This window comes from Mesorhizobium sp. INR15, from assembly GCF_015500075.1.
In the GTDB taxonomy this organism is placed as follows: Bacteria; Pseudomonadota; Alphaproteobacteria; order Rhizobiales; family Rhizobiaceae; genus Mesorhizobium.
This window is the reverse complement of sequence record NZ_CP045496.1, coordinates 4,590,370-4,608,468: the sequence shown is the minus strand read 5'-3', so window position 1 is coordinate 4,608,468 and position 18,099 is coordinate 4,590,370. Positions and strand designations below refer to the sequence as shown.

Sequence of the window (18,099 nt, the reverse complement as noted above, 5' to 3'; positions counted from 1 at the left end):
GCGGAACCTGTCGTCTTTTTTGCTCCGGCCTTGTCGTTTCCGTATGGACTGGAATCAGCGAACGGTGCTTAGATCGCTGCGCTTAAGGTGCTCATCCGTTCCACGGATGGGATAATTGGGAAGCCGGTTTGATGCCGGCGCTGCCCCCGCAACGGTAGCGGAGCTTTCGTTTCGACCAGGACCACTGGGCCCAAAAGCCTGGGAAGGTGTCGAGACAGTCCTGAAATGGACAGCTCCGAAGCCCGGAAACCAGCCTCAAGCCAAGTGAACTCGACTGATCGCGGTGGGCGGTCAAGAGGCAGAGTGCTCCGGTGCTGGGTCCCGTGACCATGCGCGCCTGGAGTTCTCAATCCTCCATCTCCACCGGATCGGTCCTCGAAAGCGAGGGCAGGCTATGCGCAAGGATGATGTTGTCGGGGACCGCGATCCGCTAGGGAGAAAAGCCTCGCGGGCGAGTGCTGACGGGGCCGCGTGCGGCTCGGCACGCAAGATCGACACGGCTACAATGCGGGCTGTGTCACCGCTGCCGCCACCCGAGGAAGTCTTCATCGACTGGCTGATGTCGTTGCCGCATGGCGCGAGCATTGAACGGGCCGCCCGTCGCCAGATCGCGCTCATCGACCAGCGCGTGTCACTTCACCCGGATGTCCAATGCCTTCGAACGCTGCTGGTCGCCGTCGCCGGCGCGACGCACTGGCAAAGGCCCGTTTCCAATCTGTAGAGGAAAGACCCAAGTCCTGTTCTTTCCCTGCGAGCACGGTCCACGGCTTGGCGCTTGCACGCGGCAGCGAGGACGGTTTGCGGAGGCCATGGCTGGGATTCCAGCTTCGCGCTCGGTTCCGGCGAAAAAAATCGGCGCGGCGGGGATTAAAATCCCCACATGCTCCGTACACAGGACATGAAACGCTCGATGCCACGCTTCGATATCGTCGGACAGCTGGGTTCGCTCAGGCGCTACGCGCGTTCGCTGACGCGCGATGGCGTCGAGGCCGAGGATCTCGTGCATGACGCGCTGGTGCGCGCCTATGAGCGGCGCGGCACCTTCCGCTCGGGTGGAAATCTGCGCGCATGGCTGTTGGCGATCGTCCACAACACCTTCATCGACCGCATGCGTTCCCGCCGCTCGGAGGCGGCGCGCGTCGAACAGGCCGGATATCTGACCGAGGCCAGCACGCCGGCGCCGCAGGAACATTCGTTGCGGCTGGCGCAGGTGCGCGAAGCCTTCTTCAACCTGCCGGAGGAACAGCGCTCCGCCCTGCATCTCGTCGCCATAGAGGGGCTGTCCTACCAGCAGGCGGCGGACGCCAGCAGCGTGCCGCTGGGAACGCTGATGTCGCGCATCGGCCGCGCACGCGCCGCACTTCGCGAGATGGAAGCGGCTCCGGCGAAAGCGAAGAACCATCTCAGGATCGTTGGAGACCCGTCATGACCGCTTCCATGCTTGATCCTGTCACGGAAGCCGATCTCGACGCCTATGTCGACGACCAGATGGATGTCGTGCGCCGTATCGAGGTCGAGGCATATCTGTCCGGCCGTCCGGAGGCCGCAGCGCGCGTGATGTCGGACCTGCGGACCCGCGATGAACTTCGCGTGGCGCTTGCCGGCTCCAGGGGCATGGCGCGGCCGGCGACCGCAGATGCCGCGCGGCGGCTGGAGAGGGGGCTTGGCCGGGGTCGTATCCTAGGCGTTCTGCAGCGCGCCGCCGCTGTCGCCGCCTTCGTTGCTGCTGGTTGGCTGGCCAACGGCATCATCGGCCCGATGTCAGTGACCAAGGTCATCGCTTCGCCGCAGCCGCCTGCCTATGTCGACGACGCGGTGCGTGCGCACCGCACGACACTGGTTCGCGAAAGCATGGCTTCGCAGCCAGAGGCGCCGAACTACAATGCCGGCGAAATTCGCGCCGCCACCGCCATCGTGATGCCGTCTCTGCCGAAGGACTGGAAGGTCCGCGACGTGCAGGTCTATCCGTCGCGCTTTGGTCCGAGCGTCGAGATGGCTGTCGAAACGAAGGAGATGGGGCTGGTGTCGCTGTTCGCGATCCGGCCAGGAACCTTCGACGTGGTCAAGCCGACCGTCGCGCCCTCGGGCGATATTTCCTCGGCGTATTTCCAGATTGGCGAGGTGGCCTATGCGGTGGTCGCGAAGAGCGAGGTCCATGATCTCGATCGCGCCGCCGAGGCACTTGCCAGAACGCTTTACTGATCGACCCGCAAAGGAGAATGCAAATGAACACCCCTAACATGGGATACCGCGCCGGCGCGGGCGCCCAAACCGGCGCCATTTACGACGAGGGCCTGCGCCAGCATATGCTGCGCGTATATAACTACATGGGCGTCGGCCTCGTCGTCACCGGCCTTATCGCCTTCATGGTATCGTCGACACCGGCGCTTTACGTGCCGATCTTTTCCAGCCCGCTGAAATGGGTGGTGATGCTGGCGCCGCTCGCCTTCGTCCTGCTGTTCTCGTTCAAGATGCAGACCATGTCGGCGGCGAGCGCGCAGGCGATGTTCTGGGCCTTCTGCGCCGTCATGGGCCTGTCGCTGGCCTCGGTGTTCCTGGTCTTCACCGGAACCAGCATCGCCCGCACCTTCTTCATCGCCGCCACAATGTTCGGCGCCACCAGCCTCTATGGCTACACGACCAAGCGGGATCTGACCCAGTTCTCGTCGTTCATGATCATGGGCCTGATCGGCGTGGTGATAGCCAGCATCGTCAACATCTTCCTCGGCTCGACGGCACTGCAGTTCGCGATCTCAGTGATCGGCATTGCCGTGTTCATCGGCCTGACCGCTTGGGACACGCAGACGATCAAGGAGCAGTATGCTGAAAACTTCGACGCGGAGTCGCGGCAGAAGCTCGCCGTGTTCGGCGCCTTCTCGCTCTATCTGAACTTCGTCAACATCTTCCAACTGCTGCTGAACTTTACCGGCGAGCGCGAATAGCAATTCGCCAACGAAAAGCAGAGGATTGCCATGGCCGAAGGACAGCCTTCGGCCATGGCTTTTTGCTTCAAGGATGCGGCAGCAGCTTACGGTCTTGGAGAAAGGCCATCGAGCAGGAAGCCGAGGCCTTTCCTGAAAGCACCTTCCCAATCGTCATCCAACAGCAGGCGCGAGCGTTCGATTGTCGGATAGCGTTCGCCGAGACCTGCAAGACGCTGCTGCGCGGCGGCTCTCTCGTCGTCCGAGCGCCGGCAGTCTCTCATAGGAGGCGCTCCCGGCATCTCGCACCTTGAGTATGCGAGGGCTTTTGCTAACCTGCTTGCGGGGTAGCCGCAGATCGTGAGGACATATGGAACAGGACAGCCACACGCTTCGCGGCGACGGCATTTCGGCTGTAATCGTCGGGCAGGGGGCGGAGTTGGTCTCCCTGCGCGACGCGGACGGTCTGGAGTTCCTGTGGCAGGCCGGCCCGGCTTGGAAACGCCATTCGCCGGTTCTGTTTCCAATCGTTGGCCGGCTGAAGGGCGATCAGTTGCGCCATCGCGGCCGCGCCTACGCGATGACGCAGCACGGCTTCGCCCGGGACAAGCCGTTTGCCTGGGCGGAGAGGGGCTCGCGATCCTGCACGCTGGTTCTGATGGACGATGCGGATACCCGTGCCCGCTACCCATTCGCCTTCCGCCTCGCTGTCAGCTACACGCTGGAACGCCGGCAACTCGAAGTGACCTTCGAAATCACCAACACCGGTGACGAGCTTCTGCCGGCATCGGTCGGCGCGCATCCGGCCTTCAATTGGCCGTTGCTGCCGGGTGTGGCAAAGGAAGCGTACCGGCTGACCTTTGCCGCAGCCGAAACCGCGCCGATTCGCCGCCTGAAGGATGGCTTGCTGTTGCCCGCGCCTCAGCCGACGCCGGTTGAAGGCAATATCCTGGCGCTGTCCGAACGGTTGTTCGAGGATGATGCCGTCATTCTCGATCGCCCCACCAGCACCAGCGTTCGCTATGCTGCGGACGATGGTCCGGCGCTCTCGGTATCGTGGCAGGAATTCCAGGAATTGGGCATCTGGTCGAAGCCCGGCGGCGCGCCGTTCCTTTGCATCGAGCCCTGGCACGGTATGGCCAGTCCCTTGGATTTCGATGGTGAGTTTGTCGACAAACCAGGCCTGATGCTGATCGAACCCGCCGGAAAGCGGGTCTTGACCTATCAGGTTCATCTGGATGGCGAGCCGGTATGAGGCGGCATTCCTCAGGACGAAAGACACCGTCCTGCTGTCATCGCGGACTTCACCTTACTCCTGCCAGAACGGTTTGACGATCTCTGCCTCGACCTGCCGTGCCGTCAGGCCGATGTCGTCAATCAGATGGGGATTATCCCTGGACATCCGGTCAAGTTCCCAGCGAAAGCGTTTCCGCGCTTCCCAGGCTGCGATAATGCTCCGCAAGGTAGTCAGGCTGTAGTTCCGGCGCGAAACGTCCGTTGGCTCCGCCGATGTTCCCGGATCCTGATGCAGGCCGGACGCAAGAGAATCGTTCATGGCAACCTCCATAGGGTAGGGTCCTAAGACCTCGACTTGAAAGAGGATGACTTCTGCCGGATACGAGCGGCGCCGTAATTAAGCCTTCCCAAATAGTTCCAAAAACTTCCAAACGGGCTAGTCTTGCGATCTTCAGGCGCGAGGATCTCCCCACCGCGAACGCCCCATCCTGCAGCCACCGGAATTTCATCAGGACCATCAAGAAATGACAGATCCATGCCCCTTTCTCGGCTTTCCAGATCGCCTCGCCGATGGCCACAGGCCACATGCGGTGATCTTCGGAGCTGGTCACGGGACCACTTATCCTGGCCAGGACAGCAGTGGCTATGCGTTGGCCGCCAACGCCATCCGCGTCGCAAGCCAAGGCGAGGCCGCCCTCGTCGGCCACTGGGATTTCGATCTCGGCGGCCCGCTGTTCGACGGCAAGCCGGCCTTCTGCCTAGACATTGGCGATATCCCGACCACCATGGGTGACAACGCCGGCAACCGGGCGCGGATCGAGGCGAAGACGCGTGAGGTTCTGGAACTGCCTGCCGTGCCAATCCTGCTCGGCGGCGATGATTCCCTGCCCATTCCCTTCCTTGCCGGCTTTGCCGATCACGGGTCGGTCTGGATCCTGCAGATCGACGCTCATATCGACTGGCGCGACGAGGTGCATGGCGAGCGCTACGGCTATTCAAATCCGATGCGGCGGATCAGTGAAATGCCGCATGTCGCCGGCATGGTGCAAGTCGGGCTGCGTGGGGTCGGCAGCGCGCGGCTTGCCGAAATCGAGGCAGCGCAACGCTATGGAAGCCATTTCGTGACCGCCCGAGAGGTTCACACTCAAGGCGTCGAAGCCGCCCTGCGGCATATTCCGGAAGGGGTGCGGGTCGTCGTCACCCTGGACTGCGATGGTCTTGATCCCGGCATCATGCCCGGCGTGGCAGCGCGCACGCCCGGCGGTCTCACCTACACGCAGGTCATCGACCTGATCGCGGGCCTCGGCAGGCGAGCCAGCATCGCGGGATTCGACATCGTCGAGCTTTATCCGCCAGCCGACATCAACGGCCTGTCGGCCCTGACCGCGGCACGCCTTCTCGTCAATGCCATCGGGGCCATCGCCCGCCAGATCTGAAGCCCGGCTTCCTCCCTGGTTGCCGGCACTCGGGGTTCCTTCGAGACTCGAAAGCCTCTAAGGATTCGCCGCATGCAAGGATCGCGCTTTGCCTTTGGTCCGTTCGTGCTTGATCCGGGTGCGGGAACGCTCCTTCGGAACGATGATCCTGTCCCCGTAGGCCATCGTGGGCTGAAGCTGCTTGCGGCACTTGCCGGACGGCCCGGCGAAATCCTCGAGAAGGGCGAATTGATGGATGCGGCCTGGCCGGGCACCGCTGTCGAGGAAGGCAATCTCACGGTCCAGATCGCGCTGCTGCGGAAGCTGCTCGGCCCGGCTGCCAACGGCGGGGAATGGATATCCACGGTTCCGCGCGTCGGCTACCGCTTCACGGGGGCAATCGAACAGCTCGGTGCGCGAAACCCTTTGCCGCTGCCCGACAAACCATCGATAGCCGTGCTGCCGTTCGTCAACTTCAGCAACGATCCCGAGCAGGACTCCTTCGCGGACGGGTTGACGGAAGATCTGATCACCGACCTGTCCAGGATTTCTGGCCTGTTCGTCATCGCACGCAACTCGACCTTTGCCTACAAAGGGAAGGCGAGGGACGTGCGCGGAATCGCCCAGGACCTTGGCGTGCGCTACCTGCTGGAGGGTAGCGCACGACGCGCCGCGGGGCGCGTGCGCATCAACGCCCAGCTGGTCGACGCATTGAGTGGCGATCATCTGTGGGCGGAACGCTTCGATCGCAACCTGGAAGATATTTTTGCGGTTCAGGACGAGGTCACGGCCAAGATCGTGCAGGCGTTGCTCGGCCGGCTGCTCGCACCGCCGCCGCGCAATCGGCCCAGGAATATGGAGGCCTACGATCTCTGTGTGCGAGCGCGCAAGCTGATCGACGACTCGCCACAAACGGGGCGGGAAGCGCATCTCATGCTCAGGCGCGCCATTTCGCTCGATCCGGACTATGCCGAGGCCTATCGCTGGCTCGCCATGAATCACTGGATGGGATGGGTGCATTGGGGCGAACCCATCGAACCCAACCGTGGCCTTGCCTTGGAACTGGCCCGCAAGGCGGTGGCGATCGATCCCAACGATTCTGGCTGCCGGTGGGTTCTGGCCAACCTGCTTGCCTATGAGCGTCGCTTCGACGAGGCGGATAGCGAATTCGCCAAAGCGTTTGATCTCGACCCGAACGAAGCCGACGCCTGGGCGACACTGTCCGACATCGTGGTCCTGTCTGGGCGGGTCGGGGAGGGCCTTGAACATATTCGCAAGGCGTTCCGGCTGAACCCGTTTCCGGCGAGTTGGTATTATCTGACGCTTGGTCAGGCGCAATATGCAGCCGCTGACTATGAAGCTGCTGTCGACACCCTTCGCAGGGACGAGACCTATCGTACAAGCTCACGCCGTTTCCTGGCGGCAAGCCTTGCCCAACTGGGCAGGCTCGACGAGGCGCGCGCGGAGGTCGAACTCTTCCTCGTCGGCAACCCGCATTTCACCACGAGTCACTGGGTCGCGACCGAGCCTTTCCGCGACACAGCAATGCTTGACCATTTCGTTGATGGCTTCCGCAAGGCTGGTCTTCCTGATTGAGGCACAGGAGTGAAGGAGATGCCTAAATCTCCGCAGGCATTGAGCGAATCCGACCGACGCCTGGTTGCCGCATGGGGCGCCGATTGTGCTGAACGAGTTCTGTGGATGTTCGAGGTTGAGAGACCGGCTGACGGTCGTCCTCGCGCCGCTATCGCCCGGACCCGAGCATACTCCCGCGGGGAGTTGGACACCGCCGTGGAAATTCTCCAACGGTTTGTGGGTGGCGGCGCTGCTAGAGACGTGAAGTCTCCCGCAGCGGCTGCTGCCGCAAGATCTGCCGGTCAAGCTTCAGCCATTTGCCATATGGGTGCACATGCCTTGGGTGCTGCAGCGTACGCCGTTAAGGCCACCAGCCTGGCGTTCTCCGAACGGCCGGAAGCCGCCAATGACGAGATCCGCTGGCAGCTCGGGCATATGACAGCGGAGGTGCGGACCGCATTGCGAACTCTTCCGCCTGTAGGCGAAGATCGTTCCGGCCCCTTGGGGCCAGGGCTCCTTGCCTCAGGTCAACTCGGCACTATTATCCGTGACCTTCAGGATGGCATTGCGCTGCCTGACCCCGAGCTGGATTGAACAAAGAACCCAAATGGCCGTTTTGGCCCGCCAATCTGCTCGCTGCTCGCCATATCAGAAAGTCGCATAAGATAGATTATGGAACTATCATGTTGGGTGCAGGCTTGAAATTGCTTCTATTTTTCAGCGCTCCGGTGCGCTTGGTCGTGCTCAACATCGAAACAAACCTCGCGCCACCAGTGTCACCACAGCAACCCTCGTGGCATTGACCATGGCACGTGCTTTGGATTACGGCACGTGGCGTGGCCGCAAGGCTCACATAATGCACGCTGTGCCGATGCGGTCGAAGTCGACGCCAGCGATGGCGAGCCGGCTTCCTCACGGATCAGCGCGCCTCAGTGCATTGCGGCTTCGGCCGAGCGCGTCGAGGCGCCGTGAGCCGAACACCAATAGTCAGCCTGGTTTTGGTTCCAAACCTATCCAGCTGATTCATAAGGGATTTCGATCACCATGCCATCGTAGGCCGGAGCGACGTTTTCGGGCGTCTCCACCATGACAGTGGCATAGTCGAGCGGCCCATGCATATGCGTCAGCACTGCCTGTTTCGGCGCCAACCGTTCGATCCATTCGAGTGCCTGACCGAGCGACAGATGGCTCGGGTGCGTCCTGTACTGCAACGCATCGATGACCAGCATGTCGAGTTCGCCGAGCCGCTCGGCGGTTGCCTGCGGGAAGTCGCTGATGTCAGGACAGTAGGCGAGCCGGCCGATGCGGAAGCCGAGCGAAATGATGTCGCCATGGATCTGCGGCAAGGGCTCAAGGGTGAGGGCACCGCCCTCGCCTTCAATCACAACCGGCTTGCCGTGATCGATGACATGCGCCCGCAAGATTGGCGGATAAGAGCTGCCGAGCGGTGTTTCAAAACAATAGCCGAAGGCCTCGCGCAGCCGCAGCAGCGTTGGTTCGTCGGCGTGAATGTCGATCAGCCGGCGCTGGTCCAGGACATAGCCGCGCAGATCGTCGATGCCGTGGATGTGGTCGGCATGAGGATGCGTGTAGATGACAGCATCGATGCGACGGACATCGGCCCGCAGCATCTGTTCACGGAAATCCGGACCCGTGTCGATGACGACGGTGGTGCGAGCGCCGTTTGGCGCTATGCGCTCGACCAATGCCGCGGCGCGCGTGCGCCGGTTCCTCGGATTTGATGGATCGCAATTGCCCCAGTCACCGGTAATGCGCGGCGTGCCAGGCGACGACCCGCAGCCAAGAATGGTAAGGCGCAGCCGATCGGTCATGGTTCAGGCGCTTTGCTCGGCAGGCCGAGGCATCTTGCTGAAAAGGCGAAAGAAATTGTCCGTTGTCAGCGCCGCGATTTCGTCGTCGCTGACACCGATCGCTTCGGCCAGCACTTTGGCCGTATGCGCGACATAGGCAGGCTCGTTGCGCTTGCCGCGAAATGGTATCGGCGCCAGATATGGCGCATCGGTCTCGACCAGCAGCCGGTCGCGCGGCACATCGGCGGCAATGGCGCGAAGCTCTGGCGAGTTCTTGAAAGTCAGAATGCCCGAGAAGGAGACGTAGCCGCCCAATGCGACGCCGATCTCCGCCAGCCGGCGGCCTGACGAGAAACAATGCAGGATGAAAGGGAAGGCACCCTTCCCTGTCTCATCCTCGAGGATCGCGGCCATGTCGTCGTCGGCATCGCGCGAATGGATAACCAGCGGCAGCCCCGTCTGCCTGGCTGCTGCGATGTGGTTGCGAAAGCCCTGCGCTTGCTCCTCGCGAGGCGCCTTGTCGTAGAAATAGTCGAGCCCTGCCTCGCCGATCGCCACCACTTTGGGATGGGCCGAAAGGCGCACAAGGTCAGCCGTGGTTATATCCAGTTCCTCAGCCGCATTGTGTGGATGCGTACCGACCGAGCAATAGACTTCGTCGAAAGCTTCAGCGATTTCAAATATTTGCTGAAATCGCTTTACCCTGGTCGAGATCGACACCATACGGCCGACCCCGGCCGCCTTGGCGCGGGCGACAATGGCCGCCCGCTCCTCCGCGAAATCAGGAAAATCGAGATGGCAATGGCTGTCGACGAGCATCAGGCGTCTGCATCCGTCTGCTCGACATAGCGCGGGAACACACCTTGCGGCGCAGGAAGCGGCGCTCCCGGCACCAGCGCATGCGCCTCACCGACATGCGTGAAGCTGCGCGCATCGGCGGCCACCGCCAGCAGGTCGAGCAGCTTGCCTGCCGATTCCGGTATGTAAGGCTGGCAAAGGATCGCCAGCCGCCGCACGGTTTCGGCGGTCGTGTGCAGCACTGTCTCCATGCGTGCCGGATCGGTCTTCTTCAGCGCCCACGGCTCCTGGCCCGCGAAATAACGATCGGCCTCGGCAACGACGCCGAAGATCGCGCCAAGCGCCAGGTGGATTGACTGTTCGTTCATCGCCTTGCGGGCCACATCGAGCGCCGCTTCCGCCTGGTCGAGGATTGCCTTGTCGGCGTCCGTCAGCCCTTCCCGCTTCGGCACCACGCCGCCGCAGTTCTTGGCGATCATCGACAGCGAGCGCTGGGCCAGATTGCCGAGGCCGTTGGCGAGATCGGCGTTTGTGCGGTTGACGATCGCTTCATGACTGTAGCTGCCGTCCTGTCCAAACGGCACTTCGCGCAGCAGGAAGTAGCGCACCTGGTCGAGCCCGTAGTGCTCGACCATCGTGAATGGGTCGATGACATTGCCGACCGACTTCGACATTTTCTCGCCGCGGTTGAACAGGAAGCCATGCCCATAAACGCGGTTCGGCAGCTCGACACCCGCTGACATGAGGAAGGCTGGCCAATAGACGGCGTGGAAGCGGACGATGTCCTTGCCAATAATGTGCGTGGCAGGCCAGAACCCCCATTTGTCAGCATTTACATCGGGATAGCCGACGGCAGTGATGTAATTGGTCAAGGCGTCGACCCAAACATACATCACGTGCTTTTCATCGCCCGGCACCGGCACGCCCCAGTCGAACGTGGTGCGTGAGATCGACAGGTCCTTCAATCCGGACTTGACGAAACTCATCACCTCGTTGCGGCGCTCGGAGGGGCCAATGAAATCAGGCCGGCTCTCATAGAGCGCCAGCAACTTATCCTGGTAGGCCGACAAGCGGAAGAAATAGCTCTCTTCCTCGACCCACTCCACTGGCGTTCCCTGCGGACCATACCGCACGTTGTCGGGGCGGACCTCGGTCTCCTCCTCACCGTAGTAGGCCTCGTCGCGCACCGAGTACCAGCCGGCATAACCGCCCTTGTAGATGTCGCCATTGGCGGCCATTGCTTTCCAGATCGCCTGGGAGGCTGCGTAGTGCCGCTCTTCGGTGGTGCGGATGAAATCGTCGTTGGACGCATTGAGCGCAGTGGCCATGCGTTTGAAATCGGCCGCGTTGCGGTTGGCCAGTTCGCGCGGCGAGATGCCCTCGCGCTTCGCCGTCTGCAGCATCTTGATACCGTGCTCGTCAGTGCCGGTGAGAAAGAAGACGTCCTTGCCGTCGAGCCGCTGAAAGCGGGCAAGCGCGTCGGTTGCAATCAGCTCGTAGGCATGGCCGATATGCGGCTTGCCATTCGGATAGGAAATCGCGGTCGTGATGTAGAATTTGTCGCGTGACATGAATGAACCGTCATGAATGTCTGAATGGAAGGTGTGGCGGTGGATATCTTATCGAGATGGCTATTGCCATCCCGAGCCTGGTGCATGCCGTCCAAAAGTGACCCCGGCCTTGGGGCAACGGCATGCGCCAGGAGAGCCGTCACATTCGCATGGCAGAGTTCAAACGGTCGATCATGGTTAGCGCGTGCTGCTTCTTGTCGAGGTTGTAGGTGTCGGTCTCAGATACAGCGTCCAGGGCTTCATGCCAAGTGTCGGACAGCGCCTTCGCCCGTGCTAGATCGCCGGCCAGAGCGGCCTGGCTTGCCGCGTCGGACAAAAGGTCGAGCGCCCGGCGGTTGAAGATATCGAACTGGATTGCCTGGTCGCGGCCGGCGACGGCCTCGGCGAGGCGGTAGGCGCCCGCCACATCGCTCTTTCTCGCCGCCACCAGCGCATCGAGCGTCTCGGCGATCTCCAGCCCGCCATACTGCGTCAGCAGGATCGCATTGCGCACGCTGCCCCCTGCCCGGTCGATCAGCGCCGCCCTTGCCGCTGCATCGTCCGGCGGTGGCGGCTCAGCGGTCCGCAGAACCGCCACCAGGTCTTCGGCGTCGAGCGGCGCCAGCCGTACGACCTGGCAGCGCGACCGGATCGTCGGCAGCAGACTTCCTGGCGCGTGGACGATCAGAATGAACAACGTCCGTGCCGGCGGCTCCTCGAGGTTCTTCAGCAAGGCATTGGCGGCATTGGTGTTCATGTCGTCAGCGGGGTCGACGATCACCACCCGGTAGCTGCCGTCATGCGAGGTCATCGACAGGAAGCGGCTGACCTTGCGGATCTCGTCGACCGTGACGACCGTCTTGAAGCTCTTGGTCTTGTCGTTCAGCGGGCGGGTGAGATGCAAGACGGAAGGATGGGCGCCCGTGGCGATCTGACGAAACAGCGATGAAGTGGGGTCTGGCACGGCCAGGCTTTCCGGAGCCTGTTCGAAGGCTGGGTGCTTCAGCAGGTGATGTGCCAGGTGGAAAGCGAGCGTTGCCTTGCCGATGCCGACGGGCCCGGCGAAGATCAGCGCATGCGGCAGCTTCCCCGCGCGGTAGGCGGCGGTGAGCACGCCAGCGGCCTCTCCGTGCCCGACAAGGCGCGGCGTCTCGGCCGGCTCAGGCACGCCGTCCAGCGTATCGTGCTGTTCCGGCGCGATGCGTTCGAAGATCATGCCGGCGCCACCTGTTTGCTATGCGCCGGCGCCCTCGCCTCAAGCGCCGCGAAGACGGCGGCGGTAACGACATGCTCGACCGTATCCTGGTCAGAAGATGCGTCGATGACGATACAGCGCTCCGGTTCCGCGGCGGCGATCGCCAGGAAGGCATCCCGACGGCGCTGGTGAATGGCCAGCGTTTCCTTTTCGTACCGGTCCGGCCCGTCCTCGGCGCCGCGGCGTGCCGTTGCGCGCCGCAGGCCCTCGATCGGATCGATATCGAAGATCAGTGTCATGTCGGGCACCATGCCATTGATGGCAACCTGCTCCAGCGCATCCATGAAGGCCGGATCGATATTGCCGGTGACGCCCTGATAGACGCGTGAGGAATCCATGAAGCGATCGCACAGAACGACTGTGCCGCGCTCAACCGCCGGACGGATGACCTGCTCGACATGGTCGGAGCGCGCGGCGGCGAAGAGCAACGCTTCCATCTTGGGACCGAAGGGCTCGGCAGCACCCGAAAGCAGCACATGCCTGACCGCCTCGGCGCCGGGTGAGCCGCCTGGCTCGCGGCTGACGAGGACATCATATTTCTTGGCGCGCATTTTCATGGCCAGCCGCTCGATCTGCGTCGACTTGCCTGCCCCTTCGCCGCCTTCAAACGTGATGAAAAATCCGCGCGCCAACTAAAACGCCTCTGCCCATGCTTGCCGGGACTGTAATAGTCCGGCTCTGGAAAAAGGTCCACGATTCTAAAGTGCGTTGAGCCCGCGCGAGCTGGGCAACGGCTTCAGGCTCTAGCCTCTTTGCATCAACGCAGCCACCCGACGGCCAGTTCCTTGACCGCGTCGAGGGCACGCTGCGGCAGCGTGCCGACGCCAACCGATTCGGCGGCGAACAACGGTGTTTCCTGGCTTAGCGTGTCGCCGATCCAGACGCGGAGCGCTCCCACCGCTTGCCCCTCCTCCACAGGCGCTGCCACCGGACCGGTATAGACGATCCTGGCCGTGAGCTTGTCGCGGTTGGTGATCGGCAGAAAGATATCGATCGGTCCCTTTGCCTTCAACGTGACGCCGGATTTCGCACCGCCAAAAACCTGTGCCTCCCCGACCACCTCGTCCTTGGCGAAAATCTCGGTCTTCTCGAAGGAGCGCGCGCCCCAGTCGAGCAGCTTTCGTGCCTCCTCGGCCCGCTCGCGATCGCTGGCCAGCCCACTCATTGCCATGACCACACGCGAACCGTTGTGGCTGACGGAAGCGACAATGCCGAAACCGGATGCCTCGCTGGTCCCAATCGCCAGACCGTCGGCGCCGATATCCATGGCCAGCAGCGGGTTGCGGTTCTTCTGGGAGATCTTGTTCCAGGTAAAATCCTTCTGGGCGTAGTAACGGTAGAGATCGGGGTAATCGCGCCACAGATGCAGAGCCAGAAGCGCCAGCTCGCGCACGTTCGTTTGCTGGCCGTCAGCCGGCAGGCCCGTCGAGTTGACGAATGTCGACTTCGAGAGGCCAATCTGGCGGGCACGTTCGGTCATCTGCGCGGCAAAATTCTCCTCGGAACCGGCCATGCCTTCGGCGATGGCGATGCAGCCGTCATTGGCGGCTTGCACCGCCACGCCCTGTATCAGGTCCTCGATGCGGATCGAGGATTTGAGCTTTGCGAACATCGTCGACGTTCCCGAAGGAGCGCCGCCTTTACGCCAGGCGTTTTCACTCACAACGAACGTGTCGTCGAGTGTGAGGCGTTTGGACTTGACGGCGTTGAAAACCACTTCCATCGTCATCAGCTTGGCCATTGACGCCGGCTGCATCGGCTTGTCGGCGTCCTTCGAAAACAACACCGTTCCGGTGTCGGCATCGATCATGAAGACCTGAGCGGCCTTGGTTTCGAACAACTGCGCATTGGCCGCCGCAAGCGACAGCAATAGCAGGCCGAGCCCGAGAAATGCGGTCATGGGCACAGAACGAAATGTCATGAAGTTCGACCCGTTAGCCGGATTTTCTGGCAATCGCGGCGAAGCTATCAGGCTTTCTCGCGGCGGATCAATCTCAAGGAGGGATACTGCCGAGACTTTTTAGATCTATAGGATCAATTCCGCACGACGAGGGCGTCGGGCGCCCCATGTGACCATGCCGCCTGCAACATCTCGTCTAGATTGCGATGGCCATCGGGATAGAGATTGACCGAGTACCAGTCCTCGCCGTCGAGTTCCGAACGCTGGATCTCGGTCTTGCCGAAAGCGGCGAGTTGCGCGGCGATGCGCTTGGCCTCGGCGGCATTCTCGAATGAACCCGCCGCGACATAGTCGGTAGCCGAACCAGCCGGCGGAGCTTTCCGCTTCCAGGATTGCAACACGTCCGCCGGTGACATGCCGTCCCCGCCGAGCGCTGCAAAGACATTTGAGGCGCGCTCAACGCGTTCATCCGCATAAGACAGCGATGCTATGGCAAATGGCGATTGCGGCGGCAGGCCGATCTCCGGACGTTCCGGCACGATCGGTCCGAAATCCGGCAGCGCCAGATCACCAAAAGCGGACTGCGCCGATGCGGCAATGGCCCCCGAACTCGTCAATTGACCAGGAAACGGCACGGCCGCCGCGCCGACCGGCAGGCTTGGGGATGGCCCGTTCATGGCGACCATCACACCGGTCGGCAGCCCGTCGGATGGATCCGGTATTCTATTGCCGGGATGATAGGACGCCATCAGATACTGGTCGTCATTACCGTCAAGCGGCGCGCGTCCAACATATTCGACCTTCACCTGCGCGGTGCCGATGTTGGCATAATCGAGCATCTGCGCGGCGCGCTCCGACACGTCGATGATGCGGCCTTCATGATATGGCCCTCGATCATTGACGCGCACGATGACCGAGCTGCCGGTCTTCATATTGGTGACGCGGGCATAGCTCGGCAACGGCATGGTCGGATGTGCCGCCGTCAGATGCGACATGTCGTAGACTTCGCCATTGGCGGTCAGCCGACCATGAAAGGCATCGCCATACCAGGATGCCAGGCCAACTTTCGCGTAGTGCTTTTCTTCTTTCGGATAGTACCACTTGCCGCGAACCTGGTAGGGATTGCCGAGTTGGTCCCGGCCGCCGCCGCGCCGCAGGAAGCCGACACGCGGGCTGGCCTTCACGCCGTATTCGGCTTCGGCGAAATATTCCTTGGAACGGGTCTTCTTGTAGACCATGGCTTTGGGCTCAGGCTGCGACGCGCAAGCCGCCAGCAAGGCCGCTGATGCGGCGAGCAGCGCGACCGTAGCAGCGCGACGAAGACGCGGGTGCGCCATAGCCTGCATTTTCCTGATGTCCCCTACAGTCTCAACGAAAGACGCCGCTTGAACATCTGAGGAGCCAAAGCACTCACTCGACCGAACCCAACAACGCCTTGAACCCCGATCCTTTGTGCGCAGGAATTGTTTATCACGATATTAACCGATTGTGACCGAAACCGGGCAAGATTGTGACCGCGATTGCCGATGTTGCGCGGATTAGCCGGAGAGGATTTCAATGAAGCGTTGAATGATCGGCCTGCTCGGTGCGTTGGTTTTATCCAACTCAAGGAACTTCTTGTAGGCGGCTATTGCTTCGGGTTTGCGATCGGTGCCGCGATAGCTGTCACCAAGCGCACTGTAGATTTCAGCGTTGTCGGGCGCGAGTTTCACGGCCGTATCCAGCGCCGCCAAGGCTTCCTTCTGCTTTCCAAGCGCCTGAAGGCAGCGGGCATATTCCAGCCAATAGGCCGCATTGCCGGGTTCAATTGTCCTGGCGCGGTCATACCGCTCAGCGGCGGCGTCCCACTTGTGCAGCAGAGCGAGCAGGTTGGCATCCTGGGCCTGCGCCTCGGCATTGGAAGGCGAATAGTCGGCCGCGTCGCGAAAAACCTTTTCCGCCTCCTCGTAATTGCCGTCACCAATATACATGGATGCAAGATAGGCGAAGGACACGATGTATCCGGGGTCGAGTTCCAGCGAACGGCGCAACAGACTGACGCCCTTGTCCTTGTTGCGGCGGTCGAGTTCGATCTTTCCTGCCTTGGCATAATAGCGCGGATTTTCCGGATCGAGATCGGCCGCCTGGATCAGGAATGCGATGGCCTCGTCGGGCTTCTTTCGCGCCATTGCCACATCGGAGAAGCCTTCGATAGCAAGCGCGCTGTGCGCATCGCGGCTACGCACTTCGCTGAATTCGGCCTCGGCTCCATCGAGATCGCCAGAAACACGCAGCACGTTTCCCAGATTAAGGCGCGCCGGCAAGAAGCCAGTATCGAGGGCGATGGCCGCGCGAAAATCCTCGATGGCCGCTGGCAGGTCGCTGGCATTGTAGCGGATGAGGCCGACGAGATTATACGCCCATTTCGCATCCTTGTGGTGCGAGCGGATCAGTCGCCGTGCCAGGGTTGTCGCTCGCAACGGCTCTTTCTCGGCGTCCGCCGCAATGGCTACGAACGGATCAAGGTTCGCCATGACATTCGAGGCAGCATCCGCGAAATACTGCCGCTCGGGCTGGTCGCCGATTGGCGGCAGATCGATGATTTCGACGGTGTCGCGAACAACGCGCAGCCGCAGCCGAAGGCCCGCCCGGGCACACTCGCTGTCGGAACAGACGAACTCTCCCGAAATGCGTGTCTCATAGGCGTTGAACAGCCGCCGCACGTGAAAGATCAGCGATTCGATCGAAAAGCCGGAATCAGGGAAGGAAAACTCGACGCGGCGAGACTGCGGGATAGCGCTTATGCTTGCCTTGCTGGTCTTCGCCTTGGCCGTAACGTCCTGAAGTCCGTCCCAGATACGGCTTGCCGCCACGTCGGCGGTCAGGCCTTCCTTGCTCAGTGCCTCGGGCACGGCGATTGGCTCGATAACCACCTCGTCACGGCGGAACTGGCCGACGAGCACCGGAACGACGACGAGGATCGCGATCAGGAAAAGCGCATTGAGAAAGATGCTGCGGACCGTGGTCGACCATGTGTCGAAGCCAGCAAGTGAAAACCGGTCGCGCAGTCGTCCCTGCCGCCCCTGCGGCTTTGGCGAAACGTCCATCGTTTCAGGCGGTTGCTCTGCAGTCGATTCAGCCTTGCGACGCTGATGCGCCATGCCATCCACCCCAATTTCCCCGAGCTACATTAGCCAATGCGAAGATGGATTGTCACGCGGCACGAGGAATGCACGACCATGCATCAGGGAAAAGTTGACGGCGTGCCTTGCAAGGCTATAAACGCGATCCGTGCGACCCAGTGATTGCAACCTAGATGCGGATATCGATCCTGACTTTCTACGAGATCGATAAAATCAACGGGTTCAATGGTTTGGAGGAATGGCCGAGCGGTTTAAGGCACCGGTCTTGAAAACCGGCGTGGGTGCAAGCTCACCGTGGGTTCGAATCCCACTTCCTCCGCCAGATGTAATTGATTTTGTTTGATAATTTGTATTTATTAAATTCTACCCGCCAAAATACCCATCAACCGAAATGGCATTGATTCGGACGGCACACGACGGGATGAGACAAAGTCGCTGGTTCGAATTCGGCGGGGAGCCAACACTTTCAAAGACTTAGTCGATCCTAAAAAGATCCGGAAAATGGCTTAGCTACAG

17 protein-coding genes, 1 tRNA gene, 1 pseudogene and 1 riboswitch are annotated in these 18,099 nt (G+C 61.6%); of the genes and pseudogenes, 9 read left to right on the top strand and 10 right to left on the bottom strand.

The annotated features are described in order from the left end of the window. Positions 1–68 precede the first annotated feature (68 nt). A riboswitch (cobalamin riboswitch) is annotated at positions 69–272 on the top strand. Between the two features lie 122 nt (positions 273–394). From GA829_RS22395 to GA829_RS22380, 4 genes are all read left to right on the top strand, one after another. After that, positions 395–721 (top strand): hypothetical protein, encoded by a 327-nt coding sequence (locus tag GA829_RS22395; RefSeq protein WP_195174812.1) that lies wholly within the window; start codon positions 395–397, stop codon positions 719–721. A gap of 177 nt (positions 722–898) precedes the next feature. Continuing rightward, positions 899–1,429 (top strand): sigma-70 family RNA polymerase sigma factor, encoded by a 531-nt coding sequence (locus GA829_RS22390; protein WP_374940429.1) that lies wholly within the window; start codon positions 899–901, stop codon positions 1,427–1,429. Beyond that, complete coding sequence (locus GA829_RS22385; protein ID WP_195174810.1) at positions 1,426–2,202, top strand: anti-sigma factor family protein; 777 nt, start codon at positions 1,426–1,428, stop codon at positions 2,200–2,202. The genes GA829_RS22390 and GA829_RS22385 overlap by 4 nt, the downstream gene beginning before the upstream one ends. Positions 2,203–2,225: 23 nt before the next feature. Further along, positions 2,226–2,942, top strand: coding sequence for a Bax inhibitor-1/YccA family protein (locus GA829_RS22380; RefSeq protein ID WP_195174809.1), 717 nt, complete (start codon positions 2,226–2,228; stop codon positions 2,940–2,942). An 86-nt stretch (positions 2,943–3,028) separates the two neighbouring features. Here GA829_RS22380 and GA829_RS22375 read toward each other — a convergent pair. Continuing rightward, positions 3,029–3,187, bottom strand: a pseudogene (locus tag GA829_RS22375) (TetR/AcrR family transcriptional regulator); the annotation flags it as partial. Positions 3,188–3,291: 104 nt separating this feature from the next. Between GA829_RS22375 and GA829_RS22370 the strand changes: the two are divergent. Further along, positions 3,292–4,176 (top strand): aldose 1-epimerase family protein, encoded by an 885-nt coding sequence (locus GA829_RS22370; protein ID WP_195174808.1) that lies wholly within the window; start codon positions 3,292–3,294, stop codon positions 4,174–4,176. 54 nt (positions 4,177–4,230) lie between these two features. On the opposite strand, the gene GA829_RS22365 is transcribed toward GA829_RS22370, so the two are convergent. Next, positions 4,231–4,476 (bottom strand): DUF1127 domain-containing protein, encoded by a 246-nt coding sequence (locus GA829_RS22365; protein ID WP_258051834.1) that lies wholly within the window; start codon positions 4,474–4,476, stop codon positions 4,231–4,233. Positions 4,477–4,681: 205 nt separating this feature from the next. Here GA829_RS22365 and GA829_RS22360 point away from each other — a divergent pair, with 205 nt between their 5' ends. The 3 genes from GA829_RS22360 (at position 4,682) to GA829_RS37595 (ending at position 7,741) form a co-directional block, all read left to right on the top strand. Next, positions 4,682–5,593: an agmatinase gene (locus GA829_RS22360; RefSeq protein WP_195174807.1), complete on the top strand. Its 912-nt coding sequence runs from the start codon at positions 4,682–4,684 to the stop codon at positions 5,591–5,593. Positions 5,594–5,665: 72 nt separating this feature from the next. Then, positions 5,666–7,168: a winged helix-turn-helix domain-containing tetratricopeptide repeat protein gene (locus GA829_RS22355; protein ID WP_195174806.1), complete on the top strand. Its 1,503-nt coding sequence runs from the start codon at positions 5,666–5,668 to the stop codon at positions 7,166–7,168. A gap of 18 nt (positions 7,169–7,186) precedes the next feature. Continuing rightward, a complete protein-coding gene (locus GA829_RS37595; protein WP_374940364.1) occupies positions 7,187–7,741 on the top strand; it encodes a putative immunity protein in 555 nt (184 codons plus the stop codon). Between the two features lie 416 nt (positions 7,742–8,157). On the opposite strand, the gene GA829_RS22350 is transcribed toward GA829_RS37595, so the two are convergent. From GA829_RS22350 to GA829_RS22315, 8 genes are all read right to left on the bottom strand, one after another. Continuing rightward, the gene (locus tag GA829_RS22350; RefSeq protein WP_195174805.1) at positions 8,158–8,979 is read right to left on the bottom strand and encodes an MBL fold metallo-hydrolase; all 822 of its coding nucleotides are present in this window, start codon (positions 8,977–8,979) and stop codon (positions 8,158–8,160) included. A 3-nt stretch (positions 8,980–8,982) separates the two neighbouring features. Next, the gene (locus tag GA829_RS22345) at positions 8,983–9,777 is read right to left on the bottom strand and encodes a TatD family hydrolase (protein ID WP_195174804.1); all 795 of its coding nucleotides are present in this window, start codon (positions 9,775–9,777) and stop codon (positions 8,983–8,985) included. After that, entirely contained in the window at positions 9,777–11,327 is a 1,551-nt protein-coding gene (metG, locus tag GA829_RS22340) for a methionine--tRNA ligase (protein WP_195174803.1), read from the bottom strand. Before metG ends, GA829_RS22345 begins: the two co-directional genes overlap by 1 nt. Positions 11,328–11,466: 139 nt before the next feature. Then, positions 11,467–12,522: a DNA polymerase III subunit delta' gene (locus GA829_RS22335; protein ID WP_195174802.1), complete on the bottom strand. Its 1,056-nt coding sequence runs from the start codon at positions 12,520–12,522 to the stop codon at positions 11,467–11,469. Then, positions 12,519–13,193 carry a dTMP kinase gene (tmk, locus tag GA829_RS22330; RefSeq protein ID WP_195174801.1) on the bottom strand — a complete coding sequence of 225 codons (675 nt, stop codon included), beginning with the start codon at positions 13,191–13,193 and terminating at the stop codon, positions 12,519–12,521. The genes GA829_RS22335 and tmk overlap by 4 nt, the downstream gene beginning before the upstream one ends. A gap of 125 nt (positions 13,194–13,318) precedes the next feature. Continuing rightward, a complete protein-coding gene (locus tag GA829_RS22325) occupies positions 13,319–14,482 on the bottom strand; it encodes a D-alanyl-D-alanine carboxypeptidase family protein (protein ID WP_258051833.1) in 1,164 nt (387 codons plus the stop codon). A 113-nt stretch (positions 14,483–14,595) separates the two neighbouring features. Further along, a complete protein-coding gene (locus GA829_RS22320; RefSeq protein WP_195174800.1) occupies positions 14,596–15,807 on the bottom strand; it encodes a septal ring lytic transglycosylase RlpA family protein in 1,212 nt (403 codons plus the stop codon). A 192-nt stretch (positions 15,808–15,999) separates the two neighbouring features. Next, entirely contained in the window at positions 16,000–17,601 is a 1,602-nt protein-coding gene (locus tag GA829_RS22315; protein ID WP_195174799.1) for a tetratricopeptide repeat protein, read from the bottom strand. A gap of 214 nt (positions 17,602–17,815) precedes the next feature. On the opposite strand from GA829_RS22315, the gene GA829_RS22310 reads away from it, so the two are divergent. Beyond that, positions 17,816–17,905 (top strand) — tRNA-Ser (locus tag GA829_RS22310). Positions 17,906–18,099: the final 194 nt, after the last annotated feature.